The sequence below is a fragment of the Sphingobacterium faecium genome (assembly GCF_003054045.1).
Classification (GTDB): domain Bacteria; phylum Bacteroidota; class Bacteroidia; order Sphingobacteriales; family Sphingobacteriaceae; genus Sphingobacterium; species Sphingobacterium faecium.
Genome location: NZ_QBKH01000005.1, coordinates 1 through 23,426 on the forward strand (window position 1 = coordinate 1; position 23,426 = coordinate 23,426).

At 40.0% G+C, this 23,426-nt stretch carries 13 protein-coding genes; 11 read left to right on the forward strand and 2 right to left on the reverse strand.

Annotated features, from left to right (window positions below):
* The 3 genes from C8N37_RS14110 to C8N37_RS14120 all read left to right on the forward strand — a co-directional run.
* On the forward strand, positions 1-975 hold a 975-nt coding region (locus C8N37_RS14110; protein WP_108159497.1), incomplete at its 5' end, for an HlyD family efflux transporter periplasmic adaptor subunit.
* Between the two features lie 44 nt (positions 976-1,019).
* Complete coding sequence (locus C8N37_RS14115; RefSeq protein WP_108159498.1) at positions 1,020-1,763, forward strand: glycosyltransferase family 2 protein; 744 nt, start codon at positions 1,020-1,022, stop codon at positions 1,761-1,763.
* 401 nt (positions 1,764-2,164) lie between these two features.
* The gene (locus tag C8N37_RS14120) at positions 2,165-6,079 is read left to right on the forward strand and encodes a response regulator (protein ID WP_108159499.1); all 3,915 of its coding nucleotides are present in this window, start codon (positions 2,165-2,167) and stop codon (positions 6,077-6,079) included.
* Positions 6,080-6,195: 116 nt separating this feature from the next.
* On the opposite strand, the gene C8N37_RS14125 is transcribed toward C8N37_RS14120, so the two are convergent.
* Both C8N37_RS14125 and C8N37_RS14130 read right to left on the reverse strand, forming a co-directional pair.
* Entirely contained in the window at positions 6,196-8,565 is a 2,370-nt protein-coding gene (locus tag C8N37_RS14125; RefSeq protein WP_108159500.1) for a glycoside hydrolase family 127 protein, read from the reverse strand.
* Positions 8,566-8,680: 115 nt separating this feature from the next.
* A complete protein-coding gene (locus C8N37_RS14130) occupies positions 8,681-9,388 on the reverse strand; it encodes an NUDIX hydrolase (protein ID WP_307724984.1) in 708 nt (235 codons plus the stop codon).
* Positions 9,389-9,693: 305 nt separating this feature from the next.
* Between C8N37_RS14130 and C8N37_RS14135 the strand changes: the two genes are divergently transcribed.
* The 8 genes from C8N37_RS14135 (at position 9,694) to C8N37_RS14170 (ending at position 22,997) form a co-directional block, all read left to right on the forward strand.
* On the forward strand, positions 9,694-11,361 hold the full coding sequence (locus C8N37_RS14135) for a ribulokinase (protein WP_108159502.1): 1,668 nt from the start codon (positions 9,694-9,696) through the stop codon (positions 11,359-11,361).
* Positions 11,362-11,439: 78 nt separating this feature from the next.
* Positions 11,440-12,138, forward strand: a complete 699-nt coding sequence (locus tag C8N37_RS14140) for an L-ribulose-5-phosphate 4-epimerase (RefSeq protein WP_108159503.1) — start codon at positions 11,440-11,442, stop codon at positions 12,136-12,138.
* Between the two features lie 79 nt (positions 12,139-12,217).
* A complete protein-coding gene (araA, locus tag C8N37_RS14145) occupies positions 12,218-13,720 on the forward strand; it encodes an L-arabinose isomerase (RefSeq protein ID WP_108159504.1) in 1,503 nt (500 codons plus the stop codon).
* 62 nt (positions 13,721-13,782) lie between these two features.
* Positions 13,783-15,483 (forward strand): sodium:solute symporter family transporter, encoded by a 1,701-nt coding sequence (locus tag C8N37_RS14150; RefSeq protein WP_108159505.1) that lies wholly within the window; start codon positions 13,783-13,785, stop codon positions 15,481-15,483.
* Positions 15,484-15,520: 37 nt separating this feature from the next.
* A complete protein-coding gene (locus C8N37_RS14155) occupies positions 15,521-16,663 on the forward strand; it encodes an aldose epimerase family protein (RefSeq protein WP_108159506.1) in 1,143 nt (380 codons plus the stop codon).
* Positions 16,664-16,669: 6 nt separating this feature from the next.
* Positions 16,670-18,631, forward strand: a complete 1,962-nt coding sequence (locus C8N37_RS14160) for an alpha-L-arabinofuranosidase C-terminal domain-containing protein (protein ID WP_108159507.1) — start codon at positions 16,670-16,672, stop codon at positions 18,629-18,631.
* Positions 18,632-19,332: 701 nt separating this feature from the next.
* Positions 19,333-21,912 carry an alpha-L-arabinofuranosidase C-terminal domain-containing protein gene (locus C8N37_RS14165; RefSeq protein ID WP_108159895.1) on the forward strand — a complete coding sequence of 860 codons (2,580 nt, stop codon included), beginning with the start codon at positions 19,333-19,335 and terminating at the stop codon, positions 21,910-21,912.
* An 8-nt stretch (positions 21,913-21,920) separates the two neighbouring features.
* On the forward strand, positions 21,921-22,997 hold the full coding sequence (locus C8N37_RS14170) for a glycoside hydrolase family 43 protein (protein ID WP_211322262.1): 1,077 nt from the start codon (positions 21,921-21,923) through the stop codon (positions 22,995-22,997).
* Positions 22,998-23,426 lie beyond the last annotated feature (429 nt).

The following is a 23,426-nucleotide window of genomic DNA, read 5'->3' on the forward strand; positions in this document are numbered from 1 at the left end:
GCAGATCACCATCAGGTACTCCATTTGCTCGATAAGATGAAGCAGGTGCGGAGCAGTACCATCGAACTGGCAGATCTAACAGATATCGTAACCCCAACAGAACTGGAACTAGGGGAAGTTCAGAACAGCTATCAGAACTTTTATCTGGCCTATCTGAATTATGTTGCGATCAACAAAGAAGGCATCTACCAGAAACGAAAAAGCTTTATTCAGAATGAAGTCAAATATATCAATGAACAGAGCCACAGAATCCAGCAGAGCTTCGATCTTCAGAAAAGAGAACTGGCACTTGCCGAAGAAGAATATGCCAAATACCAGATCCTGGCCGAAAAGAAAGTGATCAGCCAGCTTGAACTGCAGCAGAAAGAAGCACTTCTGCTCGCCAAGCGGCAGTCTATCCCACAGACTGAAAATACGATCATCGGTAACCAGAGCAGCCGGCTTTCTAAAGACAAGGAGATGTCCGAGATCAACAATCAGATGTTTGAAGAAGAAAAGAAATTCTATCAATCGCTGAACACGTTCATCAGTGATGCTGAAAATTGGAAAAAACAGTATGTGATCAGTAGTCCTTCAAAGGGCACTTTGATCTATGGTGATTTCTTACAGGAAAATCAACTGATCAAAATGGGAGAAGAGCTGTTTTATGTCAATGCCAATAAGGAAGATTATTATGGCGAGATACTGATTCCACAGAGCAAGTCATCGAAAGTGAAAGTGGGACAGGAGGTGTTGATCAAAGTACAGAGCTATCCCTATCAGGAGTATGGTTACCTAAGAGGAAGCATCGATTACATATCCGACATACCGATCAGGGACAGTGTTTTCTTCTCGAAGGTGATTTTGAACAGAAATGAAAAAGATTCGGTCATCAAGCTGAAACCGGGTATTCTGGCCGACGCAGACATCATCACTGAGGACCAGTCCATCATAAAAAGAATTTGGTTGAATCTTACGAAATCACTGAAATTTTAAAAAAAATAAATAACCAAGTATATCATAAAATTAAATTATTTCTTATGAAAGAAAATTTGCATCACTTTGTATTTCTTGTTCCTTTTAAAAATGTTAAAAACTACATTAATGATTGTATAGAATCAATTCTGAAGCAAGAATATGTTCATTTTACAATATATCTACTTGATGATTGTTCAACTGATGGAACTTTAGACGCAATAGTATTTCAGGACGATCGAATAAAAATGATACGCAATTCTGAGTCTATGGGTGCAGTAGCAAATTTATATCACGCTCTCAAGACTTTAAATATTGAAGAGGACCAAGTTGTAGTATGGGTAGATGGTGACGATTGTTTATTTGGAAATTATACCTTACAAATCCTAAATTACTATTACAATGAAGGGTTCTTAATAACATATGGACAATATATTGATAATTTTGGAAGGACCGGTTTATGTAGGAATTATACACTCGATGAATATGAAGATTTACGAAAAGCAACATGGAAAGCTTCTCATCTCAAAACATTTAAAAAAAGCTTATTTGACCGCTTTATGAAATGTGACCCAAATGGTGAATTTTTAAAAGATAAGGAGGGCAATTTTTTTATGGCAACAGGTGATATGGCTTATATGCTCCCTTTACTTGAATTAGCAGGCTACGACAAATTAAAATTTGTAGAAAATGTACTATATTTTTATCGCATAAGTCCACATAATGATCATAGTACATATGAAGGTAGGATAAAACAGGTTTTGGCAGAAGAAATAATTAGAGAGAAATCTCGCATTAATGTATATTGATATTAATTCATGTTGAAAAGGCAGCCCGGAGGAGTGTTTCTTAGGGCTATTTTATGTTTATATAGGTATATCGATACCGTTTAGAGAACTGACAATTGAGCTTTATCTACTTTTCATATCAAATATAATGATAGATTTTATTGAAAAATGGCAAGTGATAAGAATGGGTTGACAACTTTCAAAGTAGATTGAATTTTCTATGGATACAAAGTCCTATATATGATTAACATAGGAGTACTTAAGTTGTTTTTGTGGTTAAATTGATAATATCTTACTAGAATATTACTATAAATTATTATTTAAAATTAATGCTATAATTCTTATCTTGTTTATGTAAAAGGTTAAATGTTTTTTATTATTTTCACAGATTAAAACTAATACGTCTATTTATTTAATAAGGTATGGAAAACTACCCACTCCCGATGAACGAATTGGAGCGCATCCGTCAGTTAAGATCATATGAACTATTAGGACTAGGGAAAGACCCAGATCTTGATGTGTTCGCTCAGGCGGCTTGTCTCATAACAGATTGTCCTGCTTCGCTTATCGCTATGATGGAAGAGGATACACAACGGATACAGAGTTGTGTCGGAATGGAATTGGATTCAGTCGAGCGGCGCAATACGGTATGCCAGTACACCATAATGAGTAAAGATGTTCTGGTCATCTCCGACACAATGGAAGATCCCAGGACGTCAACCAATCCATTGATTCGGGAAGGGAATATTCGTTTTTATGCTGGCGTTGCTTTAATGGATGATGAAGGAAATGCTTTAGGGACGATTTGTGTAATCGATTTTGAACCTAAATCACTAACAGCAAAACAGGTGGATTCTTTGGAACAGCTTGGTAAGGCTGTTACAAAAATTCTGTTGGGTAAAAGGCGTAAAATACAGGCTGGTTATTTTGAAGAGATTTTTCACATCACGAATAACTTAATTTGTGTCTTAGATGGCCAATACTTGATCAAGGAGATCAACCCTGCTTTTGTGGAAGTGTTAAAAGTAAAAAAGGTTGAAGTCTTAGGAACTTCATTTCTCACAGCACTCCATCATAATACAGCAGATTTTCAATATTATTTAAATGAAATTGCTGAATCTAATCAGGCGATCCAATATACAACTGTTATACCACAGACAGGTAATAGCGATGTTATTATCGAATGGTTTTTTAAATATGATGCCCATACTTCTGAAATTTTTGCTTTCGGACGTAATGTGACCCATGAGCATGAAGAACAATTGAAGCTGGAGAATTCAGAGCGCCGTTTTCGTAATTTTTTTGAAAATGGGATAGGCTTGATGAGTATGCACGATCTGGAAGGAAATATACTCGAAGTCAATGAAAAAGGACGTAATCTGCTCAAATATTCAAAGGATGAAGTTCAAAGCCTCAATCTCAAACAACTTGTCCCGAATCACCACTTAGTTCGTCTTAATGAGTACCTAGAACGGATCAAATCTAAAGGTGAGGATTCGGGCATGATGATTCTGAAGTCAAAAGAGGGTGAAAAGATCTATTGGCTGTATCATAATATGCTGGAAAAAGATGTGGATGGTAAGGCTTATGTGGTGAGCACGGCTCTCAATATGACGGAGAGAATACAGCTGGAAAATGACTTATTACATACCAAACAGATATTGGAACAAACCAATGCCGTGGCACAGGTAGGTGGATGGGAAGTCAATCTGGAAGAAGATAAAGTATTTTGGTCAGATTCTACAAAATTAATTCATGGTGTCCAAAAAGAGTTTATGCCTGATTTTGAACATGCTATCGGTTTTTATGAAGAAGAAAGCCAATCAAAACTCACTAAGATATTTAATCAATCGATCATAGATGGTTCTTCTTATGATGTCGAATTGCGACTCAAAAAAGCAAATGGTGAGGTCATATGGGTTCGTGTAAAGGGTATTCCTGAATTTGAAAAAGGAATCTGCAAGCGCGTGTTCGGTATTATCCAAGATATTGACATGAGTAAAAAGCTGTATCTGGAATTGGCACGCAAGGAAGCGATGTTACAGGCATTTGTGGACTACGTACCGGCATCTGTAGCGATGTTTGATCGCGATTTTCGTTATGTTTCGGTAAGTAATCAATGGATGGATGATTTTCATAAAGAAGAGCAATCCATTTTAGATCAAAATTTATTTGATCTTTTTCCTGATATTCCAGAACATAGAAAAAATATTTATAACCAGGCACTTCAAGGTCAAGCTTATAGAAATAGGGATGAGTTGATGGATGTAGAAGGCTATCCGGAACCTCAACATCTTAATTGGGAAGTCAGACCTTGGCATCTTGCTGATGGAAGCATTGGAGGGATTATTATCTTTACCCAGAATATCAGCGAATCGGTTCAGGTAAATCTGGAGTTAAAACAGGCTAAAAAGCTAGCGGACTTGGCTAGCAAAGCTAAATCTGAATTTTTAGCTAATATGAGCCACGAAATTAGAACTCCTCTGAATGGGGTAATTGGATTTTCCGATCTGCTGCTCAAAACTCCCCTCAATGATGTGCAAAAGCAATATCTAAATTATATCAATGAGTCAGGAAGTAGCTTGTTAAATATTATTAACGATATCTTGGATTTCTCGAAAATTGAATCGGGCAAACTGGAACTTTATATTGATAAATTTAATGTGTACGATCTGGCACACCAGGTCATCAATGTTATTCTGTATCAGGCACAGCGTAAGGATGTGGAACTTCTGCTGAATATTGAACAAGGATTACCGCAAAATATCTGGATCGATGAAGCCCGTGTCAAGCAGATTTTGATCAATTTATTGGGTAATGCTGTTAAATTTACGGAGACCGGTGAGATCGAGTTGAAAATTGAAAAATTAAGCAGTGCGGATGATCAAATTAAATTACGATTTTCTGTCCGGGATACGGGCATCGGTATACCTATCGAAAAGCAGCAACGTATTTTCGATGCTTTTACCCAAGAGGATAGCTCGGTTAGCAAGCGATACGGAGGTACAGGTCTAGGCTTGACCATATCAAATAATTTATTGAAATATATGAAAAGTACGCTTTGCTTGCAAAGTGAGCTGCATAAAGGATCCGTATTTTACTTTGATCTTGAAATGAAATATGAAGAGGGTGAAAAAGAAGAATTTAACAAGCTTCCACTAAATCGTGTACTGATCGTTGATGACAATGCTAACAATAGAACCATTATAGAACATATGCTCACTTATAAAGGTGTCCATGCTGTCCATGCGGAAAATGGCTTAGCAGCCTTACAGTTATTGATGAACGGAGAACGTTTTGATGTCATTTTAATGGACTATCATATGCCTATTCTTTCTGGCTTGGAAACCATCCAAAAGATCAAGGAATTGTTTTATAAACAGGAAGAAAGCATACCGCTAATCGTGTTACATACCTCGTCAGAGGAACATGAGGTCATTTCTGCTTTTCGTCAACAAGATCGATCGTTTTGTTTATTAAAACCATTCCGTTCAGATGAACTATATCGTATGCTCAATAAGGTTATACAACAGAATAAGACTGATCTGAGTTTTGGTAAGCAAGATTCGGGAAATACTTTATCAACATTTCAGAAGCATAGCGCAAGGGTGCTTTTGGCAGATGATAACACGGTCAATATGGCGCTCAATCAGCGTATGATGGCATCCATTATGCCCAATGCCGATTTGGTAACGGTTTATAATGGGGAAGAAGCTATATTGGAATGTATGCAGGCTAATTTTGATCTGATCCTCATGGATGTACAGATGCCCGAAGTGGACGGCATAGAAGCAACTAAGCAAATACGTAAGCTACCCGGTTATAAATATACCCCTATTATCGCCATTACCGCAGGAAATATTCGTGGAGAAAAGGAAAAATGTTTACAAGCAGGAATGTCAGAGTTTCTTCCTAAACCCATAAGGCAAGATGACTTGTATAGTGCACTTCAAAGGTTAATTCATATTCCGGTAATGGAGGAGGAGGTTGTGTTTGATGCGGCTGAGCATTTAGACATAGGGGCTTTGCAAGAGCAAATTGGTAATGACCTTTCCTTTAAATCTTTCTTCCTTAATCTGGTTATAACAGAAGTACAGCAAGCAGCTATTCGGTTGAAAGAGGTACAGCAAGCGGGGGATATCAACCAAATGAAAATAAGCCTGCACAAATTGCGAGGGACTGCTGCTACCGCTGGACTTACAAAGCTGACAAAATTGACTACTCATTTGGAAAAAGAGCTTGCAACCCGAAGCGCAGTTCCTTCTTCTATTGATGAAATAGAAAAAGAAATTGAAACGGGATTACATCTAATCACAAAACTTTTAAACGAACAATAAGCGTCTAATTATAATCGATAAACTTACTATTTATCGATTAGAATTAGACGCTTTAATATAAGGGGTGACTGTTTTCTTTAAACCTAGTCACAATACCTGTATGGTTATAATGATGATTACTGTCGCTTCACTAATCTGATTTCTAATATTTTATGACTCTTATTTTGACCGGATCCACTTGTTTTTATGTTTAATTGGGGAGCTGTTAAAAGTTCTTGTGCACATGAAAAACGAACAGTCTTCATACCGGGTGCACTTGATACTGTCGATAATGTTCCTACCAATAGGTCGTTTACCCATACTTCAGTCGCTCTTGGCTCTTGCTCATCTAAATATTTGATATAGACATCAGTTGTTGTGTTACGCTCTTTTTTCATGATGTAGCTAAACCAGCCATCAGCTTCACGCCAGCGGGTATCGTCAAATACACCTGAAACACTGTTTTGCTGTTGAATAAAATGGTCCGATTCGGGCTGTTGCTCTCCACACACGACTTTATCCATGGTCAAGGCATTTAATTGTAAACTTTCCAGCTCATCGCGTTCCATCTTCTCTTGTATTTCAGTCAGTTGTTTTTCTGTTGCCTGTGGCCAATAGATGATGTAGCGGCTATCGTGTACTTGGTAAAAGGGTTCAAGTTCCATATTGACGTTATCTTTTCCTAATCGAAGTCCTGATAACGAAAAATGTAATGGTTTTGAAGCTATGGGCTTCACCAATTGCGGGATCGCTGAGGGTTCACTGGTTAAAATAGGTAAATCGGAGGACGGGATCTGCTTGCCCTTGGCGACATGCCCCATACGGCTATCGTCAGCCAATAAATCGGGTAATGTTTCGGTCGCTATACGTGCCGCCAATACAATAGGACCATAGAGTAGGCTATAGTAATTACTCCGATCGGGCAATTGTTCGGCACGGATAGCCATAGGAAGCTGGATGTCTACGCGATCGCCTTTTTTCCATTTCCGTGTAATGGATAGTATATCTCGTTCCTCTTTTTTGATCTGATATATCTGACCATTAATACGTACTGTTGGGGCTTCACTTAACCAGATGGGTTTACGTATATGCAAGGTAAAGGTCGACGATTTTTGTTTAGGATGAATAATCAGACTCGTACTCGCTTGTTCTGGAAAATTATTTTCCTGTATCACTTCAACGCCTTGCTCATGCCAATTTAAGCGAGAGGGAATAAATAGATTGACATAGAGCTGATCATCTTGATGTGCATAGATCATTTCACCATATTTAGCATGGTTTTCTATTCCCGATCCTACACAGCACCACATACTGGTTTGAGGTTGTGAATATACCCGATAATGTCCCGGACGAATTTGTGTGAAGTAAACAAAACCTCCGTGCTCTGGATGTTGGCTGGATAAAATATGATTATACAAACTTCTTTCGTAATAATCCAGGTATTTGCCTTGCGGATTAGTTTGATGAAGCATTTTTGTCAACCTAAGCATATTGTACGTATTGCAAGTTTCAGGACCTTCAATACTATGGACCATCTTGGAAAAATCATCCGTTGGATTAAAATGTTCACTGACACTATTGCCGCCAATGGATATCGAACGTTGCGAAACCACAATCTCCCAGAAAAAGCGCACCGCATCTTCCCAGGTTTCATCCTGAGCAATATCTGCTATCCTTTTAAATCCCAGTACTTTTGGAATTTGGGTATTAGCATGCTTGCCGGTCAATTTATCTTGATGGTGGATCAAGGGATCTAAGATCTCCTGGTGACTGAACTGGCGTGCTAAGGTTAAATAGGCAGGGTTTTGGGTGATGGCAGCTACATCGGCAAATGTTTCGTTAAGTCCGCCATGCTCACTGCGTAACATGTCCTGAATCTGCTGATCGGACAAGTGCTGGACGAGCCTAATCGCCCAGTCCGTCATTTTGATCAGCATATCTTTAGCCTCTTCGTTGCCAGTCAATAGGTAGGCGTCGCGCAGACCCGCATATGTTTTATGGATATTATATAAAGGCACCCATTTGTTATTTAAGTTGAAACCTCCGGCTTGAATATTTCCTTGCCTGATTTCTTCCCAAATCACTTGACCTCCCGGTACACCGCCAATGTATCCATTTCCATTAGCCTCTTGACACTGTTTTAGCGTGGACAACATGTAATCCAATCTTTTTTTGATCTGTACATCGTCCGTAGCCGCATACATATGAGCTAAGGCAGAGATATAGTGTCCACCGATATGTCCATCCAGTCCCGTATTCTCCCAATTGGTATACGATTCTTTTTTTTGTGGTAAACCGGCTTCTCTTAGGAAAGGAGCGAGCAGACGATCGGCATCAAGTTCTAATAAATAATTCAGATCCAGGTCTTCAGCATGTTTGAATGGACCAGAAAGTAAACGTACATCCTGGAGATCAAAATAGCTTAATGCTGGTTTTGTTTGAGCTGATAATTCAGTAGCACAGACGACCATATAGGTGATACAGGAAAGGATTCTTTTTAGCTTCATAGCAGTTCAGGTTGAGGTTATACCGTTGGAGACAACGGCTTGTCTTACATTAAATGTTATGTATACATTTATTAAAAAGGCACAAAAAAGGGTTCATTGAATGGATCTGTTGTGATTAACCATTAATGGACCAACTGGGTAAATAACTTAAAAAAGATATGATTTTTTCTTTGTATATGTCTTTGTTCAAACGGAAGTAGAATGCTCCTTTTTTAGAGTTTTCTTTATCTTTTTCCTTGAGTTTAATAATCAGCTCTGAGGAAAGTAGTTTACGGCTGAAATTTCGGGTATCCAGTTCGGTATCGTATACGCCTTCGTAAAGGGAAACAATCTGTGGAATCGTAAATTTCTCGGGCAATAGCTCAAATAGGATAGGGTAGAGAGCAGCCTTAGCGCGAAGCTCACGTTTAGCTTTTTCGATCATCTGATCGTGATCAAAAATTAAATCAGGTTGCTCTTTAAGTGGAAACCAGCGGGCTTCAAATTCTTCACTGATGATATGTTTATATTGGTGAATATCGATCAAGGCAAAATGTGCGATACTGACGACGCGACCATACTTTTCACGGTCGGGATCACCAAAGATGCCACAATCTTCCATATAGACATCCTCTAATCCAGTGAGTTTTTTTAAGATACGGGAAGCAGCCTGCTGTGGATTTTCATCGGGTTGAACAAATCCGCCCATTAAGCTCCACTTATTTCGTTCGGGCTCAAATCCTCGTTTTATCAGCAGAATTTCTAAAGATTCGCCGTTAAATCCAAAAATAATACAGTCCACAGCTAATAATAAGCTTGGTTCGTTTTTGTAAAAATCCATCATTGATTAGTCTCGTTTTATAATTAATTAGCGATACCATATGTCTCGTATCTGTTACAATATCTAAAATGTTTCATAAAATAATACATTTTATACCTATTTAATTGATTAGCTTATTCAAACAGGGAAATATTTTATTGCTATTGCAATACAAATCAACGAAAAAAAAAATTAAAATTTCATTTTTTAAAAAAATAAATGTTAATTTGACATTAATTACTTTAAAGACCGAGTCGTTTGATGGATTCATAAAGGTTATTGAAGTATAACAGATTATAAATCAATATTATAAACCAAAACTACAAATAATGAATAAAGCATATGTGATCGGCTTAGATTACGGAAGTGATTCTGTTCGGTCGGTTTTAGTCGATGCAGAGAATGGCGAAGAGATCTCTAGCGCGGTATTCTACTATCCTCGATGGAACAGTGGCCAATATTGTGATCCGTTGACTAACCAATTTAGACAACATCCCTTAGACTATATCGAGGGTTTGGAATCTACCATTAAAGCATGTCTTGAAAAAGCGGGTAATCCGGATATTGCCAAAGCTGTGAAAGCGATCTCCGTAGATTCAACTGGATCTACCCCAGTAGCTGTGGATGAATCTGGAGTACCACTCGCTTTATCCGAGCGCTTTGCTGAAAACCCAAATGCGATGTTTGTGCTTTGGAAAGATCATACGGCTGTTAAAGAAGCTCAGGAGATCAATGACCATGCAAAAAAATATGAGCCGGATTATTTAAAATATGTGGGTGGAATCTATTCCTCAGAATGGTTTTGGGCTAAATTGCTTCACGTATTACGTGACGATCAGGATGTGCGCAATGCCCTTTATACGTGGGTAGAACACTGTGATTATATTCCATTTTTATTAACGGGAGGCACCCGTGCTCAGGACATTAAACGGAGTGTCTGTGCCGCGGGACACAAATCTTTGTGGTCAGCTGATTTTGGAGGTCTTCCACCGAATCAGTTTTTTGCGGAATTGGATCCTGTATTAGACGGCCTTGTTGATCGTTTATTTACCGATACGTATACTTCAGCTGAATCTGCAGGAACACTTTCGGAGGAATGGGCAAACCGATTGGGACTGTCTACTGAGGTCGTGGTGGGTGTAGGTGCTTTCGACTGTCATATGGGAGCTGTAGGTGGGCAGATCGAACCTTATTACTTAAGTAAAGTGATGGGAACTTCGACTTGTGATATGCTGGTGGCACCTCATGATGAAGTGGGTGATACCTTGGTAAGAGGTATCTGTGGTCAGGTGGATGGGTCGATTATCCCAGGTATGATCGGTATGGAAGCTGGTCAATCCGCTTTCGGAGATGCATATGCCTGGTTCAAACAAGTGTTAGTATGGCCTATTACGAATCTGATCGGAGAGTCTGATGACATTTCTGCAGCAGATAAAGCGAAAATAACTAACTTGATCGATACCCAGTTGATCCCCGAATTAAGTAAAAAGGCAGAAGCATTGCCCGTCACGGAGTCTTCCGAATTGGCCATTGATTGGTTTAATGGACGTCGTACACCTGATGCGGATCAAACATTAAAGGGTGCTTTATCAGGTCTTCATCTTGGAACTGATGCTGTCCGAATCTTTCGCTCTATCGTAGAGGCGACTTGCTTTGGAGCCAAGAGTATCGCAGACCGTTTTGTGGAGCAGGGTATTCCGGTAAAAGGATTGATCGGCCTGGGTGGTGTCGCGAAGAAATCCGCTTATATCATGCAGACGATGGCTGATGTGATGAACATGCCGATCCGCATCCATAAATCTGAGCAGACCTGTGCTCTTGGAGCCGCCATGTTTGCGGCTACAGCAGCGGGTCTATATCCGAAGGTGGAAGATGCTATGAAAGCGATGGGACAGGGCTTCGAGAAAACATACGAACCGCGTGCAGAAATGGTTGCCATCTATGCGAAACGATATGAACAATATAAGAAGCTTGGAGCATTTATCGAGCAAAAATAAACTAGGGGCTGTCTAAGGGGAAGCCTTAAATAGCGCTACTTGCTATCATTATTTTAATTTTTTTGAAATTATATCATCATGAGTTATACATCCATAAAAGAAGAAGCTTATCATTGCAATATGCAATTGCCTCAATTGGGATTGGTCCTTTTTACCTTTGGTAATGTGAGTGTTGCGGATCGTGATCGGGCTGTATTCGCCATTAAACCCAGTGGAGTTCCGTATGATGAACTGACACCTGACCATATGGTGATCGTTGATTTCGACGGTCATGTCGTTGAAGGTAAACTCAGACCTTCATCGGATACGAAAACCCACGCAGTGCTGTATAAACATTGGGAAGGAATCGGTGGTATTACACATACCCATTCGACATACGCCACCGCCTGGGCACAGAGTCAACGCGATATTCCTATTTTTGGAACGACCCATGCGGATCACCTGACCTCCGATATCCCCTGTGCAGCACCTATGGATGACCATATGATTGCAGGCAACTACGAGTATGAAACTGGATTTCAAATCATGAACCATTTTAATCAATATCAGCTCGATTATAAAGAGGTAGAAATGGTGCTCGTGGGCAATCATGCTCCTTTTACATGGGGAAAGACAGGTGCCAAATCGGTATATAACAGTGCGGTATTGGAAACGGTGGCACAGATGGCACTACTGACCGAACAAATCAATCCCAAGGCGCCACGTTTGAAGGATGCTTTGATTAAAAAACATTACGAACGTAAGCACGGTGGTGCGGCGTACTATGGTCAAGAATAGAATAGACCAATAATCAACTATAAACTAAACAAAATTGAAAGGAGATTGGATCTACAGCCAATCGTATAAACTATAAAATATGAATATCGATTTAAATAAATTGGAAGTTTGGTTCGTTACCGGGAGCCAGGATTTATATGGTGAAGAAACCTTAAAACAGGTTGCATTGCATGCCGAAGAGGTCGCAAAATATTTTTCGGCACACAGTCAGATTCCTGTGCAGGTTGTGTACAAACCTATCGTGAAAAATAGTGAAGAAATATACCATACGCTAACTGCTGCAAATGCTGCCGCAAATTGTATCGGGGTGGTCACTTGGATGCATACTTTTTCACCGGCTAAAATGTGGATTAGAGGATTGCAGGCTTTACAGAAACCATTATTGCATCTGCATACGCAATACAATCGGGATATTCCGTGGAGCACGATGGATATGGATTTTATGAATCTCAATCAAAGTGCTCATGGGGATCGCGAATTTGGGCATATTGTCACGCGCTTAAACATCGGTAGAAAAGTAGTGACTGGGCATTGGCAGGACGAAGAAGTGATCGAACGTATCCAAGTATGGGTACGTGCAGCAGCGGCTTGGCACGATTGGCAAGGGGCTAAATTTGTTCGCTTTGGTGATAATATGCGTTATGTCGCAGTTACCGATGGGGATAAAGTGTCTGCAGAGACTCAATTTGGATTTTCAGTAAATACTTATGCTGTCGGTGATCTTGTTGCGATTATCGCTGAGGTCACAGAATCGGAAATCAATACTTTATTGGAGGAGTATGAGGCCACTTATGAATTGGCATCCAATGTTATCGCGGGAGGAGAGCAACGCCAAAGTTTGGTGGAAGCAGCTCGCATTGAACTTGGATTAAGAAAGTTTTTAGAATCGGGGAACTACAAAGGATTTACCGATACTTTTGAAGATCTGCATGGTCTTGTCCAATTGCCTGGTTTAGCCGTACAGCGATTGATGGCTGAAGGCTATGGATTTGCGGGTGAGGGTGATTGGAAAACTCCAGCTTTGGTGAGAGCATGTAAAGTAATGGGGGCGGGTTTGCCTGGAACTACGGCTTTTATGGAAGACTACACGTACCATTTTGATCCGGAGAATGAAATGGTATTGGGTTCGCATATGTTGGAGGTAGATCCGGCTTTAGCGGCTGATAAACCTAGAATTGAAGTACATCCTTTGGGAATTGGTGGCAAAGCCGATCCTGCTCGTTTGGTGTTTGATGGCTTAAGTGGACCTGCTCTAAATGCTTCTCTGATTGATTTGGGAACACGCTTTCGTTTGATCGTCAATAAGGTAGTCGGTGTAGATGTGAAAGAGGAGTTGCCAAAATTACCTGTTGCACGTGTCCTGTGGAAACCACTTCCGGATATGAAGACCGCTTGCAGTGCTTGGATCTACGCCGGTGGGGCTCACCATACTGCTTATAGTTTGAGCTTAACACCAGAATATCTGGAAGATTTTGCGCGAATTGCTGGATTGGAGTACGTAGCGATCGATGAAAATACAACGCTAACGCATCTGGAAAACCAGTTGAAGTGGAATGAACTCTATTTTTTAATGAAAAAATAACCTAAATAGTCCTGCTCTTTTCCAAAAAGAGCGGGACTTCATGATAAGCAACTCGCAAGACTATGGAAAAATTTGCAACAGTAGATTACGTCATCTTTGTCGTCTACTTCATTATTGTAGCCGGATATGGCTTCTGGATCTACAGCAGAAAAACAGCTGCCAATAATAGCAGTAAAGACTATTTCTTGGCAGAAGGTTCACTGACCTGGTGGGCTATTGGAGCATCGTTGATTGCTTCTAATATATCTGCCGAACAGTTTATTGGAATGAGTGGTAATGGCTTTGAGGTGGGGATTGCCGTTGCCGCCTATGAGCTAATCGCTGCAGTCGCTTTAATTATTGTAGCCGTGTGGTTTATACCGGTCTACCTGAAGAATAAGATCTTCACGATGCCTCAATTTTTGAACAATCGATATAATGAAACGACCAGTCTGATTATGGCTGTTTTTTGGCTTTTCTTATATGTGTTTGTCAACCTTACTTCGATCTTATATCTAGGTGCAATCGCCATATCGAGTATGGCAGGTGGCGGGGATAGTTTTCACCTGATCATGGTTGCATTGGCTGTATTTGCGGTCATTATTACACTGGGTGGGATGCGCGTGATCGGTTTTACCGATGTAATCCAAGTCGTGGTTTTAATTATTGGAGGTATTGCTACAACCTATGTTGCTTTAACTTTGGTGAGTGAGCACTTTGGTCTTGGAAAGGATGTTTTGGCCGGATTCAATAAGCTTATGGAAGATTCGCCTAAACATTTTGAAATGATCGTGGATAAACCAGGAGTTGGAGCGACACAAGAGGAAATAAACAAATACTTAATGTTGCCGGGAATAGGGATGTATCTAGCGGGTATCTGGATTGTGAATTTGAATTATTGGGGATGTAACCAATACATCACGCAACGTGCTTTGGGGGCTGATCTAAAAACTGCCCGTATGGGAATTTTATTTGCAGGTCTTTTGAAACTGTTGATGCCGCTGATCGTGATGTTGCCTGGTATAGCTGCTTATGTGCTCTATAAAAATGGGGCATTGCAAGAGGAAATGGCACCAGGAGGTGTTTTTCATGCCGATAATGCATACTCCGCTATCCTTGGACATTTGCCAAATGGAATGAAAGGTTTGGCTCTTGCAGCATTGACGGCGGCTATTGTTGCTGGTCTGGCAGGTAAAGCTAATAGTATTGCGACCATCTATACGTTGGATATTTATAAAAAGTATATCAATACAGCAGCATCGGAAGCGAAAATGGTATGGATCGGAAAAATCACCATTGTCGTATCGATCATTGTCGCGGTATTATTTACTTGGAATGATACCTTAGGTATCGGTGGAGCTGGTGGATTTACCTTTATTCAAAAGTATACAGGTTTTATTAGCCCGGGTGTATTTGCGATGTTTTTATTAGGGATGTTTTGGAAACGTACTACAGGTCCTGCTGCCATTACGGGTTTGATTTCAGGTTTTGGTTTATCGATATTTTTCAACGAGTTTGCGACCAAAGTATTTGGTCCTGAAACTTGGTTGTATACCGCTTATATCAATAAAAGTGGCCAGTATGAAATACCATTCCAGATCTGTATGGGATTGGCTTTTGCTTTCACATTAGCTTTGATGATCGGTGTGAGTTTGTTTGGTCCAAAAGAGAATCCTAAAGCGTTTGTACTTGATAAAAAGATGTTCAAAGTAGAGCCATCGATTTTAGTATTGATCGTGGTCACACTGCTCTTAGTAACAGCAATATATGTACGTTTTTGGTAGATATAAATTATATTAACAAATTGTAAACCATAATGATATGAATAATAAAATATTAAGTGGTCTATTGTTGACAAGCGCATTTGCATGCGCCTGTCAACAAAATTCCAATAAGCAACATACTGCTACAAGTCAAGATACCACGATCAATTCGTTTGATACGACGATCGACAATAAGGAGGTAAAACTGTATACCTTAGCAAATGGAAAACTTAAAGCTGCACTCACCAATTATGGTGCAAGGTTGGTCCACTTACAAGTGCCAGATCAGGCAGGTCAGTTGACGGATGTGATCCTTGGGTATGACAGTGCTGCGGAATATAAAGCTCATGCTGATAATTTTTATGGCGCTATAGTAGGGCGTTATGGAAATCGAATCGGTGATGCGACTTTCACGTTGCAAGGAGTCAAATATGAATTGGAAAAGAATGATGGAAAAAACTCCTTGCATGGGGGTACACACGGGGTGTACAATCAAGTCTGGGATGTCGCTCATCGCTCGGATTCATCCATTACATTCACTTATCTTTCTCCTGATGGCGAGGCGGGTTACCCAGGAAAAGTGAATATGCAAGTTACCTACACATTAAATCATACGGGCGGATTAGTCATGGATTATCAGGCCAATACGGATAAAGAAACGGTTTTAAACTTAACCAATCATGCTTATTTTAACCTGAGTGGTGCTGGATCTGAAACGATATTGGATCATGAACTGCAAATTGATGGGGAAGCCATTACTGAAGTGGATGATACGTTGATACCGACAGGAAAAAGTATTCCGGTTGATGGAACACCATTTGATTTCCGTAAAGCATTTGTAATCGGAGATCGTATAGAGGTTGACAATGCGCAATTGAAAATCGGAAAAGGCTATGATCATAACTTTGAATTGGCAAAATCTACTGGTTTTAGAAAAGTTGCTGCAGTTTATGCACCAAAAACGGGGATAGAAATGCAGGTATGGACCACAGAACCAGGATTGCAGTTCTATAGTGGTAATTTTATGTCTGACACGGATCCTAAAGGGAAAAATGGTTTAGTATATCCGTTCCGTTCGGCGTTTTGTTTGGAAACGCAGCACTATCCGGATGCACCTAATCATCCTTCATTTGCTTCAACGGTAGTGAAACCTGACCAGACATATAAGACGAAATCAGAATATAGATTTACGATAAGATAATAAAGGATGAAAAAAATTGAGATACTATTAACAGCTTTAATGGTTAGTTCTACACCTTTATTTGCACAAAGTCCTGTAAATTTTAAAGTAGATCTTGATCGACCATCGGGCAAGATGTCCTCCGATATGTGGGGGGTCTTCTTCGAAGATATTAATATGGGTGCCGATGGGGGCATCTATGCCGAATTGGTTAAAAATAGATCGTTTGAGTTTGATGAACCTTGGATGGGTTGGAAGAAATTGACCAAAGAACCTGAGGGTACTTTTCTCATCGTGAACAATAGCAAACGAAAAGGCAATCCGCGGTCCTTGAAAGTTCATAATCCAAACGGTATCCAATTGGGTCTGCAAAATGAAGGATTCCGAGGTATGGGAGTCAAAAAAGGAGAGCAATATGAATTTTCATTGCTGTTCAAACAAGCTTCTGCAGGAATGCGGATCCGTGTTGATGTGTTGAATGAACAAGATAAAGTGATCGGGACAAGCAGTTTAAGCCTATCCAACGGAAGTGATTGGCAAAGTGGAAGTTCTAAATTTAAGGTTTCAGAAACTGCTGCTAAAGGAAAGTTGAATGTGTGGATCGAAGGTTCTGGAGATGCAGAACTTGATATGATTTCTCTTTTCCCAACGGAGACTTGGAAAAATAGACCAAAAGGGTTGCGTAAAGATATGGTACAGATGCTGGCCGATATGAAACCCGGATTTATTCGTTTCCCAGGTGGCTGTATCGTTGAAGGAAGAGACTTAGCGAGCCGTTTTCAATGGAAAAAGACCGTAGGACCGATTGAAGAACGCGAGCTGATCATCAATCGCTGGAATACGGAATTCAAACATAGACCTGCACCGGATTATTTTCAAACATTTGGATTGGGATTTTATGAATATTTCTTAATGGCGGAAGATATTGGTGCTAAGGCTGTGCCGATATTAAACTGCGGGATGGCCTGCCAGTTTAATACCGGAGAACTTGTCCCAATGGATGAGTTGGATACGTATATACAAGATGCCTTGGACCTCATTGAATTTGCTAATGGGCCAGTGACCACAACTTGGGGTAAGCTCCGGTCTGATATGGGGCATCCAGCACCCTTTAACCTGGAGATGTTGGGCGTGGGAAATGAAAACTGGGGTCCTCAGTATGTGGAGCGTTTAGCTGCATTTAAAAAAGTTTTAAACGACAAACATCCAGAAATAGCCATTATTGCCAGTTCAGGAACAGATCCTGATGGAGAACGTTTTGCCTATCTGGATGAGCAGCTTCGGGATATGAAAATCGATATCATTGATGAGCATTATTATCGACCACCATCGTGGTTTTTGTCCAGTGTCTCTCGCTATGATGATTATGACCGAAAAGGACCGAAAGTATTTGCTGGCGAATATGCTTCGCATACTACCCGGCCAAATGGTCCAGGGCGCAGTACTTGGGAGGCTGCACTTTCGGAAGCGGCTTTCTTGACTGGCTTGGAACGCAATGCCGATGTCGTTCAAATGGCATCCTATGCACCCTTGTTTGGTCATGTAGATGGTTGGCAATGGAGTCCAGATTTGATTTGGGTCGATAATCTACAGGCATACGGTACACCGAGTTATCAGGTGCAAAAATTGTACTCGACACATACTGGTACAGATATTATACCACTTCAATGGAATGGAAAGGCAGTTGCTGGTCAGGACAGTTTATTTGCTTCAGCTGTATATGACAGTAAAGCGAAGGAGTTGATTATCAAATTGGTTAATTATAACAATAAACCTGTTCAAGCTAATTTTGAGATCAATTCGCAGAAAAAACTGAAACCGGCCGCTGTGAAAACCACATTGGCAAACCCGGACTTAAGTATTACAACTAGTTTTGAAGAACCGTTGAAAATACAACCAAAAGTGGAAGAGGTCAAGTATAATGGGAAAAAAATCTCAGATACTTTTGCTCCGTACTCATTGACAGTCATTAAACTGCCTGTACAGTAAGCTTTACTTTTGCAATGATCTGATCATGAGTGGCACATCCGTGTGCAAATCACCATGAACTAAACGAAGCTTGTCTTAGACAGCTGAGCACTATATTTTAAAGCTGATACCTCCACCTAGGTATCAGAAGATAAATAGGCTCATGATCGGATCATTGTCTTTACCCTGTTGTATTTATGATGCTGCCATCGGCAGGGTCGTGTCACTCAATGCGGGTTTGGATAAGATTTGAGTTCTACTTGGTGCCATTTGGAATGGGGAGTCGATTAAATAGCCTTTAAAATAGAGCTGTAATAGACATCTGTGTTGTGTAGATGTTTATCTGGTAGCTGGGATTGAATGCGATTATAGGTGATGTAGAAAAGGAGGTAAGTCAGCAGGGTTTGAAACCTAACTGAAAGCAAGCATATGGTTGTGTTGGTGCTTTTTGGCGGACTAAGTTACTGTTTTACATTGTAATTAAATTCAAGGATCATGATACCTGTACAGCTGATTTGAAACAGTTTTTCGTGATAGGGTTTGAACTGTGTGGCTACTATACGCTCCTATTTTACTTGGTGCCATCTAGGACTTTTATATATTCCTGATATACATGGTGAATGATCTACTTATCGTTATTGCTAGCTTGAGAATTAACCACAAGGAGAGCAGTAATGTAAGTTGATTCATTGAAAATGAATAACCAAAATAATTTTATTCTGATGAAAAAACAGCTCATTTATATATGCTTATTATTTTTCATTACCGTAACGCAGAACCGGCTGTACGCTAATGAACCCGATTCGGCTTATCTTTTTGCCTATAGTTCTGGGAAAAATAACCATCACAATGGTTTACATTTTGCGTGGAGCCTTGATAAAAAGAAATGGCATAGTATCGGCCCTGAGGCCAGTTTTCTGCGTTCAGATTATGGACAGTGGGGCACACAGAAGAAAATGATTGATCCGTTTTTACTGCTATCTCCCAATGGTATCTGGCATTGTGTCTGGAGTTTGAATCAAGAAGATGGCGCTTTTGCACATAGTGCGTCAGTAGATCTCATACATTGGGAAAGTCAGTCTTATCCGTTGGTATTTCCAGAAGGTAACTGCCTCAGCCCAGTCCTAAATTACAATACAAATTCCGGTATCTATCAAGTACTCTGGAAAACGGATAGACCTACCGCAGAAAATTATGCGGTAGAAACGAAGGATTTTAAATTATTTTCTGCTGCAAAAAAAGTATCGCAGGTAAAACACTCGAAAGAGCAGGTACGTCTTGCTGATGGGATCTATCCGGGAACGGTTCATAAAGTCGACTGGCAAACCATCGAAAAGTTGATTAAAAAGCAACAGTTAGAAACTTATAAAAGCAAGTTAAATCAGGAACGTATGGCAGACGATGCTACTCGATTTGCATCACTAACGACAATCAAAGGAAAACTGAAGCTCGATGAGCATACGCCTAACCGAGAGATCAGTGATTTGCTGATTGGTGCATTTTTTGAAGATATCAACTATGCCGCTGATGGTGGACTATATGCCGAGCTGATTCAAAATAGGGGATTTGAATATACTTCCATGGATCGAAAAGAGTGGAATAGCTTGACGGCTTGGAGTACGACACATGATGGGGCAGTATTGACCATCGATACCGTTTCGCCGATCCATCAGAATAATCAGCACTATGTGACCATGAACGTTAAAAATGGTACAGGAATCGTCAATGAAGGATTTGGGGGGATTGCTATCAAAAAGGGGGAGCAGTATAAGTTTTCTGTTTATTCACGTGCAAAATCGGCACAGTTGGGTCAATTACTAATTCGATTAGTAGATCGAGAAGGAAATACGATTGCGGAAAACCGAACAAAGAAGTTGTCCAAAAAATGGCAACAGTACACATCAGAAATGAGGGCAAATGCAACTGTTTCAGATGCCCGATTGGTGATTACCTATTCTCAAGATGGAGCAGTTGACCTGGATATGGTCTCTTTATTTCCTAAAAATACGTTCCGTAATAGGGAAAATGGCCTGAGAGCAGATCTCGCGACTACTATTGCTGATATGAAACCACGCTTTGTACGTTTCCCGGGAGGCTGTGTGGCGCACGGAGATGGGATTGAAAATATCTATCATTGGAAAAATACCATTGGTCCAGTGGAACAACGAAAACCACAGCGCAATCTTTGGGGCTATCACCAGTCTTTTGGGTTAGGTTATTTTGAATATTTTCAATTTTGTGCAGATCTGGGTGCAGAACCTGTACCAGTGGTGGCAGCAGGGGTTCCTTGTCAAAATTCGGCGCATCACGGTCATCAGCTTGGTGGTCAACAGTGTGGTATACCCATGGAGGAAATGGGAGATTATGTGCAGGACATCTTGGATCTGATTGAGTATGCGAACGGGTCTGTCCATACCGTTTGGGGCAAAAAACGTGCTGATGCAGGACATCCAGCGCCTTTTAATTTGAAATATATAGGAATCGGTAATGAAGATTTAATTACCGATATTTTTAAAGAACGCTTTACCATGATCAATAAGGCGGTAAAGGAAAAATATCCTCATATCGAAGTGATTGGCACAGCAGGTCCATTTTATGAAGGATCTGATTATGTGGAAGGATGGGATTTGGCAACGAAATTAGAAGTTCCACTGATCGATGAGCATTATTACAACCCGCCAGGGTGGTTTATCCATAATCAGGATTTCTATGACCGCTATGATCGAAGTAAGTCTAAAGTATATCTGGGGGAGTATGCAGCACACCTGCCTGATCGTGCCAGTACAATTGAAACGGCGCTAGCGGAAGCCTTACATCTGTGTAATGTCGAGCGCAATGCTGATATTGTGACGATGACTTCTTATGCTCCTTTATTAGCAAAAGAAGGTCATACCCAATGGTCTCCCGATTTGATCTACTTTAATAATACAACTGTAAAACCAACAGTTGGTTATTATATCCAACAGGCATTTGGGCAACATGCGGGTCAGACGTATCTATTTAGTGATTTACAACTAGCTAACCCAGATGAAGCTATCAATAAACGTCTTGGAAAGTCAATCGTACGCGACGCAAAGTCTGGAGATATCATCGTGAAATTAGTGAATCTATTGCCTGTTGAAGTTGATCTTGAACTCGATCTTTCGACTATAGGAATTCATAAGCAACAAGTGAAGGCGACTGTTATTTCAGGAAAGCCAACAGATCGTACTGTTCAACCTGTTGCAACAACAATTGAGCTTGATCGTTGCAAATTGTCCCCTTATTCATTTACCGTTTTTCGTATACCTGCCCATAACTAGTCCAGCACATGAAAAAGATACCATTTATCATCCAATTGCAGCTAGTCATGTACTTGATCATGCATGGCGTATCTGTTTGTGGACAACATAAAAAAGATACGGCGACTCCACCTGTAGGTTATTTATTCGCTTATTTTTCGGACAACAGTCCAGATGGTGAGCAGCTTCGCTATGCTTTTAGCAAAGATGGTCTAAATTTTAAACCTTTACATGGTGGGAAACCGGTGCTTGCATCCGATAGTATTGCTTTAAAAAAAGGAATCCGCGACCCACATATCATGCGTTCTCCCGATGGAAAGTATTTTTATATGGTGTTGACCGATATGCGTTCAAGTGAAGGCTGGCAGAGCAATGATGGCATCATACTGCTCAAGAGTACGGATCTGATCCACTGGGAACATCAGGCAATTGACTTCCCTACAAGTTTTCCTCATTTAAAAGGATTTGATCGCGATAACTTACACGCAGTATGGGCTCCGCAAACCATCTGGGACAGTAATAAACAAAAGTACATGATCTATTATTCTATCGGTCGGCATGATTGGGAGTATCCAGTTGGAGATCAGAAACAACCCTATTTTAAGATTTACTATTCTTATGCGAATGCTGATTTTACCGATATCAGTACACCTGAACTATTATTTGATTTTGGAACAGCGGCTATTGATGGTGATATCGTCTACGATGAAAAAAATAAGAATTATGTCTTATTTTTTAAGGATGAGGGCTTATCTACCATGAATAGGGGTTTTCGCACTAAAAGTGGCGTCATGCGGGCAACAAGTAAAAGCCTAACAGGACCTTATCAAACAGAATATCGTCATTTAAATGTGGATCAGAAGAAGCCTGTGGAAGGTTCTAGCGTGTTTAAATTGATGGATTCAGATGAATACATCCTAATGTATGACTGCTATACAGAAGGTTATTATCAATTTTGCAAAAGTGCTGATTTAGAACATTTCACATTTATACAAAATACACCGGTGGGTGGCGAATTTACACCAAGACATGGATCGGTCATCTCCATAACCGCCAAAGAATTATTGACGTTGACCAATAAATTTGGAATTCCTGCTGGATTTTAAGCCTCTACATCGTGCTCATTTATTTGTCGTGTAGAATTGATGATCATCAATCCTACACGACAAATAGTACCTTGTTAACTAGATCGATCTGTTGATCATTTGCCTGGACCAAATGAGACATCATTCTATATATAAAAAAATAAATGTTTGTTTTACATTTATTTTTTTATATTTGTTTAACTGTTATAACCAATAGATTTTTAAACCTTCAATAAGAGACTATGAATTCGTCATGCCATGCTTGAGCTTTTAGCTACACTTAAAAAAAATTTGTTATTTTTTTAAGTGTACTTTTAACATTTAATAAATAGCTTTTTATATTTTAATTTTAAAACTTCAAATGAATTTGTGGTTATTTGGGTGGATATTAAGCTATTGTATGCGTAAATTTATAAAAACAATGCTCAAACTAATTTTATTTACCTCATA